Genomic DNA, 15,056 nt, shown 5'->3' on the forward strand with positions numbered 1-15,056 from the left:
CTGCGCGAACAAAATTCTACAAAGCCTAGGCAATGCATAACCACCCCAAGGTAGAATAAGTTGAATACGGTAATACACGCCCCAATTCATCAAGCATCCAAACCCCTGGGCAGTAATTGACTGACGTATAGCGTGGGCAGCCCAGCCAGGTAAAGCGGCAAGCCCTTAACCCATAGGACCCAAGTTCAAATCCCAGCCGGGCACAAATTTCTATTCTTTATTAGTTCTAGTTTATCTTGAGACCTATTGCCAGCAATGTTGTTCCTGCTAGGCCTGTTATGGGTGGTAGTCCTGTGATTAATAGGGTTATTACTGTTAGTATTTCTAGTGGTATTTCTATCCTTATGGGCATGCTTGATTCAAGGCTGCTAATGATTACGGGAATTGAGGGTACCATCGATACTATTAACAGGAATATTCCCAATAGCATTGGTTCTAGCGCACTTATTGCTAGGAGGACTGCGCCCACCTTGATTATGCGTTTTTCAAGGTCATTGCCCAGTCTATACAGTGTTTTTGTGAGTAGGTACGTGGCTGGGAAGGTTGTTATGAAGCTCGAGATTGCTAAGGCCAGCGATAGATCCGCCAGTACTGGGTTAGGTACAGGCCATACGAAGTAGAATCCCTTGGCTACGAATATTGTGATAGATAGGTAGTAAATGACCGTTGACGAGACGGCTAGTAACCAGGTAATTACAAGGAGCGTGATGCCTAACTTACCGTGACTGTACCTCCTATTGATACTGGCCAGTTTGAAGTAACCTGAGGCTTGGTACCATGATGCGACCAGGCCAATGGCATTAGCCAGCATTAGTATGAATAACGTGTTTGGATGCTCTGATATGTAGAATACGGTTGGCATTAATGAGTATAGGGATAGCCAGGCAATAATGAGTGAAATGGCTACGGAGGTTATTGCATAGCCAACCCTAAGCCTTTTAATATAACCATGAAGTTGACCGGTGCTACCCTGCAATTGATGCATTAAATCATTATGTATTCCCTCCTAATAAGAGTTATTGCGAGATTGTATGGCCCTTACCCCTTAGTAATTCCATGACTTCCCAGTTCTTCATGGGCCTCGTGCTTATCACTAATTCCTTGATCTCATCGTTACATGCTAGAAAGGCCCTTATCGTGGCCTCCTGCCCAGTCCTCACCACGTATATTGTTGAGCCGTCCTGCGTTACCCTATTTATCACGGCATCATTATTTAGTATGATTAATTCGTTATCGAGGCACTCAGCCTTTATTATTGCCGCGTACACGGTCTTGACGAGTTCTTCGTATATTCGGCTTATGATAACTGCACCAATATGAGTACACAATCCCCTGCTCGCGCCCCAGGCGCCCATTTGGCAGTCGCAGGTGTATCTACCGTTTAGGAACCTAACGATGTACTGAGGCAGTCTGTCGCCCATTGATGGTTCGCCCTTCACGACCCACGTATCACCACTTAATACTTTGGCATCGTTGTTTAGGAATCTCCTGAGTGACCTCCTTATCCAGGACCTTGACTTGCCCGGGTACCTACTCCTTAATTCCTTGATTGCTGCTTTGATTACTTGCTTGTCTATTCCATGCGCATTACTTATTTTGAGTGATTAACTAATGACCTTATCGGTTAGTTTTTACCAATTCTCCTACTGAGCACTGCCTTAACACTACTTATTGCATTCTCAATACCCGAGGAGTCTATGTCATAACCCTTATTCCTCCATATTTTTAGGGCCTTGTCTATTGATTCCTCGGCATAGTTAACCTTATCCATAAGAATCCTCAGTGCAATGCCCCTGGCCCTACCCGCACTCATTAGCATTTTCATCATAATCGCCATTGCGGAATCATACGTAGCCCTTAACGCCTTAATCACGAATTCCCTACTTAGCGGCTTCACGAAGTACGCCATGTCCCTATACTCATAGCGTGATAGGGCGCTTGATAAATCACCAAGTATTGATGCATCAGGTAATAGGTATGTGGAGTTGTCAATCTTTGGGCAAAGCATTAACGTAGCGGTCTCCTTAATCATTGAGTAAATGTGAGTTTCATAACCAGGTATGTCAAATGTCCATAGAACTAGGTCCCTATCGTCACCCGTAACCACGAAGTACTGCAGATCCCTCCTCAACTTAATGGCTAACGTCTCATGAACATCCCTAACATCATCAATGCCCTTATACCTACCCTCAAAACTCCTTGAGGACCTACCACGCGTGTAACCAGTGACTATGTACATCAATGTTAAAATAATCTAGAGGTTTATAAATTTTACTCTAATAAAAAATAGAAACATCAGCGAAAGTATTGGTGAAGTATCTATTTATTAGTGATGTGTCAAAACCTGGACTGGAAGAGTGGAGGTAAGATTAGTCTTACAACCACTCTGCATATCCAAGCCTCGACCTCTGCATGATGGTCAAGGATTTAAGGCAGTTTTCCCTGGCTATACTATATGACTGTGTTGGATATTGGCTTTGGTAATGCTGTTTGGGTTAGGGCTAGGGTTAGGATTTATGAGAGTAGTAGGAGAGTTGGCGATAAGGAGTACAAGGTCATTAATGCCTATATACCGTTGCCAACAACCATTAGGTACTTCGGCTTCAGGAATGGGGCGCCTGTCAAGATATGGTTGTTTAAGGATAATAGGTACATAGCCTATGAGGGAAACATCAGGAGGATACATAAGTCGCAATATGGGGCCAGCCTACCAACAACAGTAATAGAAAACCTAGGCCTGGACAATAAGGATGAAATCGAGGCACTAATATACCTGGAATTATCCGAGAAGGAGGAAGCCGAGGAGTCAGATGAAGGCAAGCAGGCTAGTGAATAATTGAACATATTGGATATGCAGAGTGGTTGTAAGACTAATCTTACCTCCACTCTGCCTACCCAACCCTCAACCCCTAAATAATTCTGTATTCCACGGCATCCTGGGAATTAATGCCATGTAAACAGCCTCCGTATTTAGTACGATCCTGTCTATAAATCTCCTAGTTAATGTGCCAATTAACCCATACTTCCTGCCTATGTTGGGTTCTCCATAATACCTACTAACAACATCATTTAACTCGACCCCTCGCACTACTTCGTTCATGAATTTCCTGGGCACCATAAATCCAGGGCTAAAGCCAAGGGTTACCTTACCGCTTCCATCAATTATTGCCGCAATAGTCACATCAACGCCCTCCTCAAAACCCTTAACCCTAATTATCCCTGCCTCAATACCAACACCAAACTCGGCATTCCTCACTATACCAATCGCATACCGAGCCCTCCTAATCGCCCCATTGATAATTTCATCAAGGCCAATGGGTTCGGGAGATAGGTCGCCAGGTGGTTCGATAGAGACCACGTTGGCTCTAAGGCCAGCGATCCTAAATGCTAACTCCGTACCTCTAACCTTATTTGGGTTCCTTGAACCAAGGGCTACGAGTATCACGGCAAGTAAAAATAAATCTAGGGGTTATAAGGGTTCTAACACGTGATGATGCTTAGTCGCCTACCGACAGGTGAAGAGTGACTCCAATGCTGAATCGGAACTTCGTAAAATCTTCATAAAAATTCCCAGTGAATTTAATGCGTCATTGACTCACTCTATGAATACCGTGGTACCCGTGTACTTACTACCCCTCAATAACTCGAACCTCCTTGCCAACTTAACCGCGGCCTCCACAGCCCTCCTCGCATACTCCTCAGCCCTCTCCAGCGCCTGCATCCTATTGGCTCCAGGCCCGATTATCCCCATGCCCACGGGCTTCTTATGCTCTACAGAGAGATCCATCAACTTCCTAGCTGTTTGCTGAGCCACAACCTCATCATGCTTAGTCTCGCCTTGAATAACAGCGCCTATTGCCGCCACGGCATCCACATCATCCCTCCTAAGTAACTCATCAACTATTATGGGCATGTCGTATGTGCCCGGCACCTTAACCACGTAGGTAACCTCAGTACCGAGGAATCTTGCATGCTCGAGAGCCTTTTGAAGCATTAGGTAGGTTACGTCGTAATTAAACTCCGCAACCACAATCGCAAGCCTAACCCTATCTGCCATACACCATGGTTAGGGATAAGTCTAAATTAAAGCTTAATCCCGATACCAACCTCCATCATTAACCTTCCCAACATAGTTCCACAGGTGCGTATTAATTATTATCTCTAAAACTAAGTACCATTATCTATAAGCCGATACCAAAACTACCTATCAACCCCCTTTGCACGTGACTTGACATTATACATAGATTTTCACCAAGAAACTACATACCTATGTAGTTAGCATCTCTATCAATTAAGCGTTTATAAAGCTGTAGCGTGAATTAATTCTCAGTGTGATTAATTTCTCGAGGTTATGGATTTGGAGGCACATCAGGGACAAACTGCCCTGGTACTACGAAGTAGCCACTAACAAGAAGCCAGCTAAATATCTCATAGCCGCGCGAGTACCGGTTAATGAGAAGCTGACTGAGCTAAGTGAGGACGAGTTGTGGAGGGAGTTCGATAGGGCCTTGAATGACTTCCTTGAGCTATGGCGCAGGGTTAAGTATAATGAGGTGGATATCAGGAACATGCCCAAGGCGTCACCGTCATTATTAGACTTAACTGCAGAGATCACTAGGAGGATGATTAGGCATTGCGAGTTCTGTGAGTGGCGTTGTAGGGTTGATAGGATGGGTGGCAAGAGACTTGGTGTGTGTATGCTGGACTCCACGAGTAGAGTCTCCACATACTTCCACCACCTTGGTGAGGAGTTGCCACTTCGTGGCGTAATGGGTTCTGGAACCATATTCTTCACATCCTGCAATTTCCGATGCGCCTTTTGCCAAAACGCTGATATAAGTAGGGATAGGTTTAATGGCGTTGTGATGAATCCTAGGCAAATAGCTTCGGCAGCGGTTATTCTCAGGCTCGAGGGTGTTCACAACATTAACTGGGTTGGTGGTGAACCAACACCACACCTGCACAATATCGTTGAGGCAATAAGGTTGATTGCAAACCAGGGCATTAAAGTTCTTGAGGGATTAAGCAATGAGGAGTACGATGCCGTGCTCTCGGTAAAGGCGGATTTCATACCCTACAATTTCTCCAGGGATTGGGCATCGTATGGTAATGAACTTAACGTGCCAATGCTCTGGAATAGCAACTTCTACATGACCGTGGAAACCACAAAATTGCTCAGGGTTTTAATGGACATTTGGCTCCCCGACTTTAAACACGGAAATAATAAGTGTGCCTTTAGGATATCTAGGGTTCCAAGGTATTTTGAGGTTGTCTCGAGGAATCATAAGCTTGTCTATGACTGGGGTGAGGACATGATAATTAGGCACCTTGTGATGCCAGGTCATGTAGAGGATGACTCCAAGCCCGTACTTAAGTGGATAGCTGACAACATGCCGGGCGTTCTCGTTAACATTATGGATCAGTACAGGCCGGAGAACGAGACTGACCCAGATTCACCGAGGTTCAACCCTGAATTTAGGGAATTGGCTAGGAGACCGAGTAAGGAGGAGTTGATGGAGGTCTATAGGTATGCTAGGGATTTAGGTCTGAACTTTGAGTTGATTAGTTTTGAGAAGAAGATGGACATTAGATATTTAGGTGATGAAGATTCGCTAATTGAAAGAATAAACGACACCTAAAGGAGCAGTAACTCAGCTTCCTTAAGTGTACCCCTGACTGGGTCAACCTCAAGCCCGAAAATCTCGAGTGCCGTTACGCCAATTACTATCGTATCCTCAGTCTCGCCGAATATTACAGGCACGATCCTCCTCCTACCCATGACTACTAACCCCGCCTCACCAACATCACGCTCAACATAGCCACCAAATGCCTTAAATCTCATCCTATCAATGGGCTTTATACCAAGTGACTCAAGTATGTCTTTACGGATCACCGTAAAGATAGCCCCAGTATCTACAATACCATCAACTTCCACGGTCTTCTCCGGCGCTGCTGGGTTGAATATACTAGCCCTAACCTTCACAAATCCCATTAAGATACTCATAACTGCTAAATTAAATAGTTTTAATTATGGAATAATTACGTAAGCACTTAAGTCGGTGCTTATGGCAATTAGTTTTAATCAACGACGCCTTCCTCAGTAATTCTAAATGTAACTTCCCTCTCAGGGTGGTATGGCGAGTCAAATATCTTGGCAATCCTAACATTCTCCTTACCCTTCCTCAGCCAAACCCTGTACGTAGCTCCATGGGCAATCACATTACCGCCAGCAGGCTTGAGCGGGTTTCCAAAGAATACGTCTGGCTGCGCAACCACTTGGTTTGTGACTACCACTGCCACGTTATAAATATCAGCAATCCTAAGCAACTGGGCAATGTGGTGATTAAGCTTCTGCTGTCTCTCAGCCAGGTTCTCCCTACCCGGGTACTCACTCCTGAAGTGGGCTACTAATGAGTCAATGACTATCAAGCCTATATTCTCCTTCTCAATAATCTTCTTACTCTCCTCAATAATCATCATCTGATGATCACTATTATAAGCCCTAGCATAGAGTATATTCCTAAGAGCCTCCTGCGGATCCAAACCCCTGTACTTTGCTATTTGCATGATTCTCTCGGGTCTAAACGTATTCTCAGTATCAACATATAGTGCCTTAGCCTTCAAGCCGCCCCTATCCTCGGGTAATTGAACAATAATGCTCAACTGATGACAAAGCTGAGTCTTACCACTACCGAACTCACCAACTAACTCCGTAATTGCCTTAGTCTCAATACCACCACCAAGCAATTCATCAAGTGCCTTAACTCCGGTACTAATCCTCCTGATACCTCTCCTCTTCTCGTAAAGCTCATAGGCCGTTATGAATGGTGTTAAACCAATAAGTTTCTGAGCAGCCGCAATGATTTGTTTAGCCCTATCCTCACTACCAAGTATATCAGCGAGTTCCTTAACGCTTGCGAAGGCCACGTCCCTAGCCGTGTTATAGCCAGCCTCCCTAAGCTTCTGGGCAGTGACTCTACCAACACCCTCAATTTCCTCAACATCAACAACTGGATAACCACCACTAACTGTCGCAGTCACAACAGTACCTCCCTCACCGCTTTCCTCTTCTGTGTCCTCAACCTCCTCGACAGGTTCCTCCTCCTTCTCTTCCTCAACTTCCTGCTCCTGCACTTTCTTCCTCCCCTTTGGCATATTTCTCACTTAAGAATAAATGGTTATTACTTAAAAAACTAAGCAGCCATTAAATAAGGAGCTCACCGAAGACCAGTCCTAAGCCTAAGCCACACACCTAGGCAGGTCTCACGCCAAAGCCTATTAGTCTCATCATCACCACCCTCAACAACACGCCTAAGAATGCTCAACACATCGCCCTCATTAATGATGGACTTTACATAAGCAATATCATCATCATAACCACAGGTAACCTTAAGCAACCTATCAACAGCTTTCTTACCAATGAGTCTCCTGAGTTCATCCCACGTATAACCAACGTAATCCAATGACCTGTAAAGCCTGTCGGCAGGTTCATTACCAAACCAAGTGGTTGCAATGTAAACATCAGAATCAGCACAAATCTCCTCAATGGTGCTCATCAAGACCTTACCGATACCCAAGCCCCTACACTCCTCAATAACGGCTATGTAATAAATAACGCACAATCTAATGAGACCAACATTAATACTGTAATAAACAGCGGCACCAACGCTCGAACCATTAACGACGGCCAACGCCACAAAACCAACGCCATAATCAACAACCGCCCTAGCATACCTATAGGCCGAACCAAAGAAATCCCTCAATATCTGCTCGGCAGAACTCATTAACTCCTTACCGTCTATAAATACCGTAATTGAACCGTCACAATTCATAAAAACACCTCCATAAATTCAGTGTTAATTAATAGGATTGAAATAATACAGTTAACTTACACTCTCCTACCACGCCTACCTCCAGGTGGTCTAATGGTGTCTGTTGGTATTGGTGTCACATCCTCAATACGGCCAATAATCAAGCCAGCCCTAGCCAAGGCCCTAATTGCAGCTGCCGCGCCAGGACCTGGCGTCTTCGGGCCGTAACCACCAGGCGCCTTAACCTTTATGTGTACTGCATTAATGCCTCTACTCATGGCTATTTGGGCTGCCTTGTACGCAGCCATCATTGCAGCGTATGGGCTGGGCTTATCCCTATCGGCCTTAACCACTTGTCCACCGCTAACCCTTGCCACGGTCTCGGCACCAGTTAAATCAGTAATAATTATTATTGTATTATTATAACTTGAGTAAACATATGCAACGCCCCACCTAAGCTTCCTAGCCCCACTAACCTGTGTTGGCTTTATCTCGGGTAACTGTGTCGGTTGTTGTGCTGGTTGCGACTCTTCTTGAACCTCCTCAGTTGTCTTCTCTGTGTTTTTCTCCGACATTCGGTTGATTGACATTTTTACTCATTTTATAAATTTTCTCGCTATCGATTTAATGAATACTCTTCATACTCTCAATGATGCCCATCATGTGGCTAGTACCAACCCTAAACCTCATCGGGTCAGGTTCCCTCTCGGCCGCCCTCATTAGCTCAAGAACCTGTTGATAAGTCCTTATACCACCAGCAACCTTAATCCCAATCCTCGGGTTATACTTCCTAGATAACTCAGCCATTAATTTGACGTTCTCGATCTGAGCGCCAGTCTTATTACCGAGTTTCTCCGCATAATCCTTCTCCTCAAATCCAGTGCTCGTCTTAATGAAGTCAGCCTTGGATTGCATTACGATCTTGTACAACTCCAGTTTCTCCTCCCTCGTTGTATAGGCATCCTCGACAATTATTTTAATGATTTTACCCTCCCTATGGGCAGTCTCAACCACGGTATTGATATCATGCTCAACCTCACTCCATAGTCCAGACTTTACGAGACCTATTGGAGCCACAATGTCAAGCTCATCCGCATACTGCGAGTAGCGTTTAATGGCGTCTACCCTAGCCTCAGTGGCGCCTGCGCCAAATGGGAAGTCGACCACGGCAACAACCTTGAAACTATAGCCCTTACGCGACATGTACTCTCTGGCGTACTTAAGGAATATTGGGTTTATCGTTATTGAGTATGCACCGTACCTAGCCGTATCTTCAATTAAGGCCTCAATCTCCCTCGTTGACCCATAGGACTTTAAGTACGTATTATCTATCAAACCTACTACGTTTACCTCCATACCCAACTAAAGCACGCATGTGATTATTAATGCTTTATCCCCTAACACTTATTAATGATGAATATACCGAGTAATAAGTATGAGCGAACCAACCATTAAATCGGTTAGGGTTTTAACCGTTATGGGGAATTTCGAGTGGCCTATTGTGAAGGTTGAGCTTAGTAATGGACTTGTTGGTTATGGTGAGTGCCATAGGGGTCCAGGTATTAAGGAGATTTTGAGGAGAATTGAGGAGTTGATCAGGGGTAGGGAGGTTAATGTTGAGTACCTGCTAAGGCTCGTTAGAAAGCACATACCGAACTCCGAGTGGGGTGTTGTTAATAATGCAATTAGTGGATTAGAGATGGCACTTTGGGATCTGAAGGGTAAGTTAACGGGCCTTCCGATCTATGAACTGCTTGGTGGTAAGGTTAGGGATAGGGTCGCTGTTTATGCTGATCTGCACGCTGGTGCAGGTATCATTGAGACAGGTGGTAAGAGGTGGGTTGAGCTGGCCAGTACTGAGGTTGCCTACAACGTTGAGAATTACATAAAGAGGGCCAGGGAGGCAATGAGCATGGGGTTTAGGTACATTAAGTTTGATGTTGATGTGCCGGAGAGCATGATGGAGACCGAGTTCGACAGAACCTTTGGCATGAGGATTGTTAAGTTCGTTACATCATTCATAGGTGGTGTTAGGGAGGCCGTTAAGTACGATGTTGACATAATGATTGATGGGCACTGGGCATTCAGCGTGCCAACAGCCATAGCCATAGCCAGAGAGTTGGCTAAGTACGACGTCTTTTGGTTCGAGGATCCAGTACCACCGGAAAATATTAATGCCATGAGGGAGGTTAAGCTCAAGTCGCCGGTGCCCATAGCCACTGGAGAGAAGCTGTATAGGTTTTCACAGTTTAGGGAATTAATCGAGAAGGGAGCCACGGATATAATACACCCAGACGTGCAGAGACTCGGTGGTTTACTCGAGATGAGGAAGATAGCCTACCTGGCCGAGGAGTATTACGTGCCAGTCGCGATACATAATATTTCAAGCCCAATAGGAACCATGGCTAATGCCCACGTAGCAGTCACAATAGGGGACTTCATAGCCATTGAGTGGCATGCAATTGATCTGCCTTGGTGGCCTGACATGGTTAAGGAAGGCATGATAATTAGGGACGGCTATGTAACACCACCGAAAAAGCCAGGTCTCGGGGTTGATCTAAACGAGAGAATAGCCACAGAGCATGCCAAGGATCCAAGCGAGGTTAAGGAGTTCCTTTAAAATTAATAAGGTGGGTTACGCCCTAGTCCTTAGGTGATGAGTGAGCCTCGAACATTGAATCGATGAAGAGTTACGAACCGGGCTGATTATTACTGAGTCGGTACCATGGTTAGCTTTGGCTTAATAACCTGCTTCATGTAGTCGATTAGATTGGCCTCCTCAAGCGCCTTAAGAACCTCTTCGTCACTGGCTCCCTTCTTAATGTTTATTTTATACTCGGTTGGTTCGATATGCTTAACATTGACCGCCCTCCTCTTAACACCAGTCAGTGACTTAGGTCCTGTGACTATCACGAAGTTCTCATCCTTAATATCCACAATAACGCACTTCCTACCTGCCTCCCTACCAGCGACCTTCACGCAAACCCTGCCAATATCGAAGACCCTAGGCATCAAGCACGGGTAGTGTAAGGCTTTATAAGCATTTCATGTTTCGTGTGTTGGTCTGAATAAATATATAAATTATATATTGACATTTTTTATAAAGTTTTGAGATACAAATTACTATGGAGCTCCGGGAAATTTCTGAGAAGTATAAACGTTACTCGAATGATCTAATGGAAATACTTAGATTAAGGACAAAACCCGTTGGTATTGCATTGGTTGATAAGGACCCCGATGAGTTAGGCATTAATGCATTCCGACCTATCAAGCACTTCCGTAGAAAACTAACCTTTTGCCAAATGTCAGCTGTGGCCAGGTATTATGGAATGGGCATGGTAGCGACCCTTGAGGATATGGCATGTCCCGGCGAAATAATAATCTTTGGTTTTGCTGAACCACCAAGTTATTTTCTCGATGGTAGTCTTAGTTATGGCCTTTACACGAGGACCAAGGAAGCTGGTAGGACCCTTGATAGTAGTCTACCAAGACTACCTATGGGTAGGTACAAGGCATTATTAACAATGTCCCTTGATAATGTCATTTATGAACCGCAGGTTGTAATGATTTACGGAACTCCAGGTCAAATGGTGAAGCTGGTCACGGCTTACGTATACATCAGCGGCGAGAAAGTTACACTGAGCGCCAGTGGTAAGGCTGGGTCGGATACGGCCGTTGCCGATGTACTCCTCACCGGTAAGCCTAGGCTTGCACTACCCGGGTATGGCGACAGGATTGTTGGTCATGTTGAGGATTACGAAATGCTTTTTGTTACTCCAGCAAGTATATTAAGTGATATTATTGATGCACTTAAGGAACAGAACAAAACCAACTTCATTGTTTACCCACCAATGCCAAGTGTATTCTATAGAGTTGATTTTAGTTCCATACCAGTGATCGGCCACCTCTATGCTGAATTCCTTAAAGAGATTGAGGAGAGAGTAAGGAAGGAGAAGGGTGGTACTAATGAGGGAAGCTGATCTTGAGAAATTAATTAAACAAACCAAGGAAAGAGCCACACAATTATTGATAGAGACTGAGAATTGCGCGTACTCACCATTTGTGGCCTTACTTGAGGCCTTGAATATAAAGGCATCGCCGGAATTAATAGCATCATCAATAGGTTTTGCAGGTGGTTTAAGTGGTTCTGGGCACCTTTGTGGTGCCTTATGGGCTTCCATAGCCGCCACAAGTATTTATATGAAGAAAAGAATAGATGAGGAGAAGGGTGGTAAGCAAAGTGAACCGTTTATAGCTTATCACATTGAGCTTCACAATAAGGTTACTGATATTTACCGGCAGTTTGTGAACATGTTTGGATCACCAAACTGTAGGGATTTAAATCCAAGGTTTGACCTTGTTTCACCTGAGCAGCGAAGGAAGTGTACGGTCATTGTTAGGAAGTCCGTAGAGATGACGCTAAGATCATTGTTAGGTGGTAGTAAATGAGTGTTGAAATCACTAGTAGGGATGCTGAGAATACTAGGTGGGACTTCGTAGTTATTGGTTCAGGGACGGCTGGCGCTGATGCTGCTGTACGTGCTGCCCAGCTAGGGCTTAAGGTATTACTCATAGAAAGAGATAGGAATAGGCTAGGCGGGACTTGTGTAAATGTTGGTTGCGTACCCACGAAGAAACTACTATACATAGTTGATCATTATTACGAGTTAAGTAAGTACTTGGTTAATGAGGGATTGAGTACCAACATGAAGCTGGATATTAAGGCCATGTTTGAGGCTAAGGATCGATTAATTAATCAAATAATTGCATGGTACATGTTTAGGGTGTTTCCGAGTTGGGGTGTTAAGGTGTTGATTGGTGAGGCTAGGCTTGAATCACCAAGGTCTATTAAGGTTGGTGATTCAGTGATAGAGGCTAGGAACATACTAATAGCCACAGGTTCCAGGCCTAAGTTACCACCAATAAAGGGCATAGAGCAGGGGTTAAGGAGAGGCTTCGCCATAACCAGTGATGATTTCTTCTTGCTTGATTCAATTCCTGAAAGCGTGCTAATTATTGGTGGTGGCGCAATAGGCGTTGAGTTGGGGACATTACTGTATAAACTGGGTTCTAGGGTTACTATTGTTGAGGTAATGGACAGGTTACTGCCAACATTCCCAGATCCAGAACTGGGTAATTATCTTGCTGGTAAAGTCATGAAGGAGATGTATGGGATTGACATTAAGGTAAGCACATCCGTAACCGAGATAGACCCTGACAATGGGCTTGTCCGACTATCCAATGGTGAATCATTGAAGGTTAATAAGGTCTTAATCGCGGTTGGTAGGGAACCAAATACTGAGGGACTTAACCTTGAGGGTGTTGGTGTTGAGGTTAGGAATGGTGCCATTACTGTTGATGATCACTCCAGGACTAATGTACCCAGTATCTATGCTGCTGGTGACGTAACTGGTAAGTACATGTTGGCCAGTGTGGCTAAGGTTCAGGGAATAGTAGCTGCTGAGAATGCGGCTAGCCTTAACTCGAGGATTGATTATTCCCTAATACCGATGGTTGTGTTTTCAGACCCTGAAATAGCCTCCGTAGGGACCATAGCTAATAAGGATGACCCAAAGTACATAGTTACTAAAATGCCTAATATTATAAACTACAGGGTTATAGCGTATAATAAGCCGTATGGCTGGGTTAAGATAATTGCCGAAAGAGTTAGTGGGAAAATTATTGGTTTTCATATGATTGGTCCATGGGCATCGGAACTAGTTAATATGGCAGCGATGGCAATTAGGAAAGGACTAACTCTGGGTGAGGTAAAGGAGTGGGTGGTTGCGCATCCTGTCTTTTCAGAACTATTGATAGATGCCCTAGAATTGGCCGCTGGGAGTAATGTGTACCTACCAAGAAGATGAGGATTGCATTGCCTATTTAATTAAGTATATATTTTATTTAGTGCTAAAATTTTTAAATAAAAATTTACAAATATAAAATTATGGAAGGACAAAATGAATTAATTACTGGTTTTAGGGACTACCCACTAAGCGTTGATAAAATACTTACTTGGGCTTCATACGCCTTTCCTAATAATGAGATAGTGTATAGACCGCCTTATGATTTCAGGTTATCTTTAACGTTTTCCCAGTTCGCCGATAGGGTTCGTAGGGTTGCAGCTGCATTAATGAACCTAGGCCTGCAGCAAGGTAAGCCGTGGGAATTCGGATCAAAGGTGGCCGTAATGGAGTGGGACACCCTTAGATACGTTGATTTATTCTATGCGGTACCCTCAATAGGCTCCACACTATTCACAGTAAATATTAGGTTAGCACCACATGAAATAATGTATATAATGAGCATAGCTAAGCCCGATGTTTTAGTAATAAATATTGATGACTTTGAGCTATTCATAAAGCCTATACTTGATAACATAAAGACAATAAAGCTCGTGATCTACATGAGTGATAGGGGTAAGCAGCCTAGCCAGGATTATGGTGTTAAGATGATTCCTTATGAGGACTTGCTCAAGCATGAACCACTGAGGGAATTCCCTGAGATTGATGAAAGAACACCAGCAACGATGCTATTCACATCAGGAACAACAGGACCACCAAAGGGAGTCTACTTTACACATAGACAATTGGTTCTTCATGCAATGTCATTGACAACAGCATTGAGTTACCCACCGTATAATGTTGGTATTAGGGATGCTGCCATGCCATTAATACCATTATTCCATGTACATGGTTGGGGAACGCCATATGTAGTCATGCTTTCAGGTACTAGGAAGTACGTATTACCTGGCAGGTATGATTGGGGCCACATATTAAGGCTAATACATGAGGAGAAGGTTACATACACGGGTGGAGTACCAACAATACTATACCTACTCCTTACCCACCCAGACTCACAGAAGTATGACTTAAGTGGATTGAGGTTTGGTAATGGTGGTTCAGCAATGCCTGAGGGATTATACATTGCTGCAAAGACTAGGGGTGTTGTTGTGGCTTCGGGCTATGGAATGACGGAGACAGCCCCAGTACTAACAATGGCCTACTTAAGGCCTGAGCACCTAGATCTACCAGAGGATGAGAAAGCAAGGATAGTACTGAGGACTGGTTTGCCAATACCTCTTGTTCAGTTGCGTGTTGTTGATGAGCAGGGTAGGGATGTGCCTAGGGATGGGAAGACAATGGGTGAATTAGTGGTTTGGTCTCCGTGGATTGCCACTTAAATTGTAGTTCCTGATTGGATAGTGATAGCAATAAATTGGAAATGGATTTATTGCGGTCTGAG

The 15,056-nt window shown here is 44.3% G+C and carries 18 protein-coding genes; 7 read left to right on the top strand and 11 right to left on the bottom strand.

Features of this window, described 5'->3' with window-relative positions:
* Nucleotides 1-226 precede the first annotated feature (226 nt).
* From ACP5L5_RS10695 to ACP5L5_RS10705, 3 genes are all read right to left on the bottom strand, one after another.
* Nucleotides 227-985: a hypothetical protein gene (locus ACP5L5_RS10695; RefSeq protein WP_428763684.1), complete on the bottom strand. Its 759-nt coding sequence runs from the start codon at nt 983-985 to the stop codon at nt 227-229.
* Between the two features lie 31 nt (nt 986-1,016).
* Nucleotides 1,017-1,439 carry a hypothetical protein gene (locus tag ACP5L5_RS10700; protein ID WP_428763686.1) on the bottom strand — a complete coding sequence of 141 codons (423 nt, stop codon included), beginning with the start codon at nt 1,437-1,439 and terminating at the stop codon, nt 1,017-1,019.
* 185 nt (nt 1,440-1,624) lie between these two features.
* A complete protein-coding gene (locus ACP5L5_RS10705; protein ID WP_428763688.1) occupies nt 1,625-2,239 on the bottom strand; it encodes a hypothetical protein in 615 nt (204 codons plus the stop codon).
* A 216-nt stretch (nt 2,240-2,455) separates the two neighbouring features.
* Here ACP5L5_RS10705 and ACP5L5_RS10710 point away from each other — a divergent pair, with 216 nt between their 5' ends.
* A complete protein-coding gene (locus ACP5L5_RS10710; RefSeq protein WP_428763690.1) occupies nt 2,456-2,836 on the top strand; it encodes a hypothetical protein in 381 nt (126 codons plus the stop codon).
* A gap of 66 nt (nt 2,837-2,902) precedes the next feature.
* On the opposite strand, the gene yjjX is transcribed toward ACP5L5_RS10710, so the two are convergent.
* Both yjjX and ribH read right to left on the bottom strand, forming a co-directional pair.
* Nucleotides 2,903-3,445 (bottom strand): inosine/xanthosine triphosphatase, encoded by a 543-nt coding sequence (yjjX, locus tag ACP5L5_RS10715; RefSeq protein ID WP_013604237.1) that lies wholly within the window; start codon nt 3,443-3,445, stop codon nt 2,903-2,905.
* Between the two features lie 150 nt (nt 3,446-3,595).
* Nucleotides 3,596-4,057 carry a 6,7-dimethyl-8-ribityllumazine synthase gene (gene ribH / locus ACP5L5_RS10720; RefSeq protein WP_428763691.1) on the bottom strand — a complete coding sequence of 154 codons (462 nt, stop codon included), beginning with the start codon at nt 4,055-4,057 and terminating at the stop codon, nt 3,596-3,598.
* 274 nt (nt 4,058-4,331) lie between these two features.
* On the opposite strand from ribH, the gene ACP5L5_RS10725 reads away from it, so the two are divergent.
* Entirely contained in the window at nt 4,332-5,639 is a 1,308-nt protein-coding gene (locus ACP5L5_RS10725; RefSeq protein WP_428763693.1) for a radical SAM protein, read from the top strand.
* Here ACP5L5_RS10725 and ACP5L5_RS10730 read toward each other — a convergent pair.
* The 5 genes from ACP5L5_RS10730 to deoC all read right to left on the bottom strand — a co-directional run bounded on the left by ACP5L5_RS10730 (nt 5,636) and on the right by deoC (nt 9,167).
* On the bottom strand, nt 5,636-5,992 hold the full coding sequence (locus ACP5L5_RS10730; RefSeq protein ID WP_428763694.1) for an aspartyl protease family protein: 357 nt from the start codon (nt 5,990-5,992) through the stop codon (nt 5,636-5,638). The two genes, ACP5L5_RS10725 and ACP5L5_RS10730, sit on opposite strands and share 4 nt — an antisense overlap.
* Before the next feature lie 86 nt (nt 5,993-6,078).
* Nucleotides 6,079-7,155 (bottom strand): DNA repair and recombination protein RadA, encoded by a 1,077-nt coding sequence (gene radA / locus ACP5L5_RS10735; RefSeq protein ID WP_013604232.1) that lies wholly within the window; start codon nt 7,153-7,155, stop codon nt 6,079-6,081.
* Between the two features lie 62 nt (nt 7,156-7,217).
* Nucleotides 7,218-7,832: a GNAT family N-acetyltransferase gene (locus ACP5L5_RS10740; protein WP_428763696.1), complete on the bottom strand. Its 615-nt coding sequence runs from the start codon at nt 7,830-7,832 to the stop codon at nt 7,218-7,220.
* Between the two features lie 56 nt (nt 7,833-7,888).
* The gene (locus tag ACP5L5_RS10745; protein ID WP_013604230.1) at nt 7,889-8,386 is read right to left on the bottom strand and encodes a 30S ribosomal protein S11; all 498 of its coding nucleotides are present in this window, start codon (nt 8,384-8,386) and stop codon (nt 7,889-7,891) included.
* 49 nt (nt 8,387-8,435) lie between these two features.
* Nucleotides 8,436-9,167 carry a deoxyribose-phosphate aldolase gene (gene deoC, locus ACP5L5_RS10750; RefSeq protein WP_428763698.1) on the bottom strand — a complete coding sequence of 244 codons (732 nt, stop codon included), beginning with the start codon at nt 9,165-9,167 and terminating at the stop codon, nt 8,436-8,438.
* Between the two features lie 79 nt (nt 9,168-9,246).
* Between deoC and ACP5L5_RS10755 the strand changes: the two genes are divergently transcribed.
* Nucleotides 9,247-10,431 carry a mandelate racemase/muconate lactonizing enzyme family protein gene (locus ACP5L5_RS10755; protein ID WP_428763700.1) on the top strand — a complete coding sequence of 395 codons (1,185 nt, stop codon included), beginning with the start codon at nt 9,247-9,249 and terminating at the stop codon, nt 10,429-10,431.
* Between the two features lie 89 nt (nt 10,432-10,520).
* Here ACP5L5_RS10755 and ACP5L5_RS10760 read toward each other — a convergent pair whose 3' ends face one another.
* Nucleotides 10,521-10,823: a 50S ribosomal protein L14e gene (locus ACP5L5_RS10760; RefSeq protein ID WP_013604227.1), complete on the bottom strand. Its 303-nt coding sequence runs from the start codon at nt 10,821-10,823 to the stop codon at nt 10,521-10,523.
* 113 nt (nt 10,824-10,936) lie between these two features.
* On the opposite strand from ACP5L5_RS10760, the gene ACP5L5_RS10765 reads away from it, so the two are divergent.
* The 4 genes from ACP5L5_RS10765 to ACP5L5_RS10780 all read left to right on the top strand — a co-directional run bounded on the left by ACP5L5_RS10765 (nt 10,937) and on the right by ACP5L5_RS10780 (nt 14,994).
* Entirely contained in the window at nt 10,937-11,791 is an 855-nt protein-coding gene (locus ACP5L5_RS10765; RefSeq protein ID WP_428763702.1) for a DUF169 domain-containing protein, read from the top strand.
* Complete coding sequence (locus tag ACP5L5_RS10770) at nt 11,778-12,260, top strand: C-GCAxxG-C-C family (seleno)protein (RefSeq protein WP_428763704.1); 483 nt, start codon at nt 11,778-11,780, stop codon at nt 12,258-12,260. The genes ACP5L5_RS10765 and ACP5L5_RS10770 overlap by 14 nt, the downstream gene beginning before the upstream one ends.
* Nucleotides 12,257-13,678, top strand: coding sequence for a dihydrolipoyl dehydrogenase family protein (locus tag ACP5L5_RS10775; RefSeq protein ID WP_428763706.1), 1,422 nt, complete (start codon nt 12,257-12,259; stop codon nt 13,676-13,678). Before ACP5L5_RS10770 ends, ACP5L5_RS10775 begins: the two co-directional genes overlap by 4 nt.
* Before the next feature lie 80 nt (nt 13,679-13,758).
* On the top strand, nt 13,759-14,994 hold the full coding sequence (locus ACP5L5_RS10780) for an AMP-binding protein (protein ID WP_428763708.1): 1,236 nt from the start codon (nt 13,759-13,761) through the stop codon (nt 14,992-14,994).
* Nucleotides 14,995-15,056: the final 62 nt, after the last annotated feature.

It is taken from the genome of Vulcanisaeta sp. (assembly GCF_049966235.1).
In the GTDB taxonomy this organism is placed as follows: Archaea; Thermoproteota; Thermoprotei; order Thermoproteales; family Thermocladiaceae; genus Vulcanisaeta; species Vulcanisaeta moutnovskia.

Excerpts from the sequence above, each read along its gene's own strand:
- ACP5L5_RS10695 (WP_428763684.1), bottom strand. The coding sequence starts at position 985 with ATGCATCAATTGCAGGGTAGCACCGGTCAACTTCATGGTTATATTAAA.
- ACP5L5_RS10740 (WP_428763696.1), bottom strand. The coding sequence starts at position 7,832 with ATGAATTGTGACGGTTCAATTACGGTATTTATAGACGGTAAGGAGTTA.
- ACP5L5_RS10765 (WP_428763702.1), top strand. The coding sequence starts at position 10,937 with ATGGAGCTCCGGGAAATTTCTGAGAAGTATAAACGTTACTCGAATGAT.
- ACP5L5_RS10755 (WP_428763700.1), top strand. The coding sequence starts at position 9,247 with ATGAGCGAACCAACCATTAAATCGGTTAGGGTTTTAACCGTTATGGGG.
- ACP5L5_RS10760 (WP_013604227.1), bottom strand. The coding sequence starts at position 10,823 with ATGCCTAGGGTCTTCGATATTGGCAGGGTTTGCGTGAAGGTCGCTGGT.
- ACP5L5_RS10780 (WP_428763708.1), top strand. The coding sequence starts at position 13,759 with ATGGAAGGACAAAATGAATTAATTACTGGTTTTAGGGACTACCCACTA.
- radA (WP_013604232.1), bottom strand. The coding sequence starts at position 7,155 with ATGCCAAAGGGGAGGAAGAAAGTGCAGGAGCAGGAAGTTGAGGAAGAG.
- ACP5L5_RS10745 (WP_013604230.1), bottom strand. The coding sequence starts at position 8,386 with ATGTCGGAGAAAAACACAGAGAAGACAACTGAGGAGGTTCAAGAAGAG.
- ribH (WP_428763691.1), bottom strand. The coding sequence starts at position 4,057 with ATGGCAGATAGGGTTAGGCTTGCGATTGTGGTTGCGGAGTTTAATTAC.
- ACP5L5_RS10710 (WP_428763690.1), top strand. The coding sequence starts at position 2,456 with ATGACTGTGTTGGATATTGGCTTTGGTAATGCTGTTTGGGTTAGGGCT.
- ACP5L5_RS10770 (WP_428763704.1), top strand. The coding sequence starts at position 11,778 with ATGAGGGAAGCTGATCTTGAGAAATTAATTAAACAAACCAAGGAAAGA.
- deoC (WP_428763698.1), bottom strand. The coding sequence starts at position 9,167 with ATGGAGGTAAACGTAGTAGGTTTGATAGATAATACGTACTTAAAGTCC.
- ACP5L5_RS10775 (WP_428763706.1), top strand. The coding sequence starts at position 12,257 with ATGAGTGTTGAAATCACTAGTAGGGATGCTGAGAATACTAGGTGGGAC.
- ACP5L5_RS10705 (WP_428763688.1), bottom strand. The coding sequence starts at position 2,239 with ATGTACATAGTCACTGGTTACACGCGTGGTAGGTCCTCAAGGAGTTTT.
- ACP5L5_RS10730 (WP_428763694.1), bottom strand. The coding sequence starts at position 5,992 with ATGGGATTTGTGAAGGTTAGGGCTAGTATATTCAACCCAGCAGCGCCG.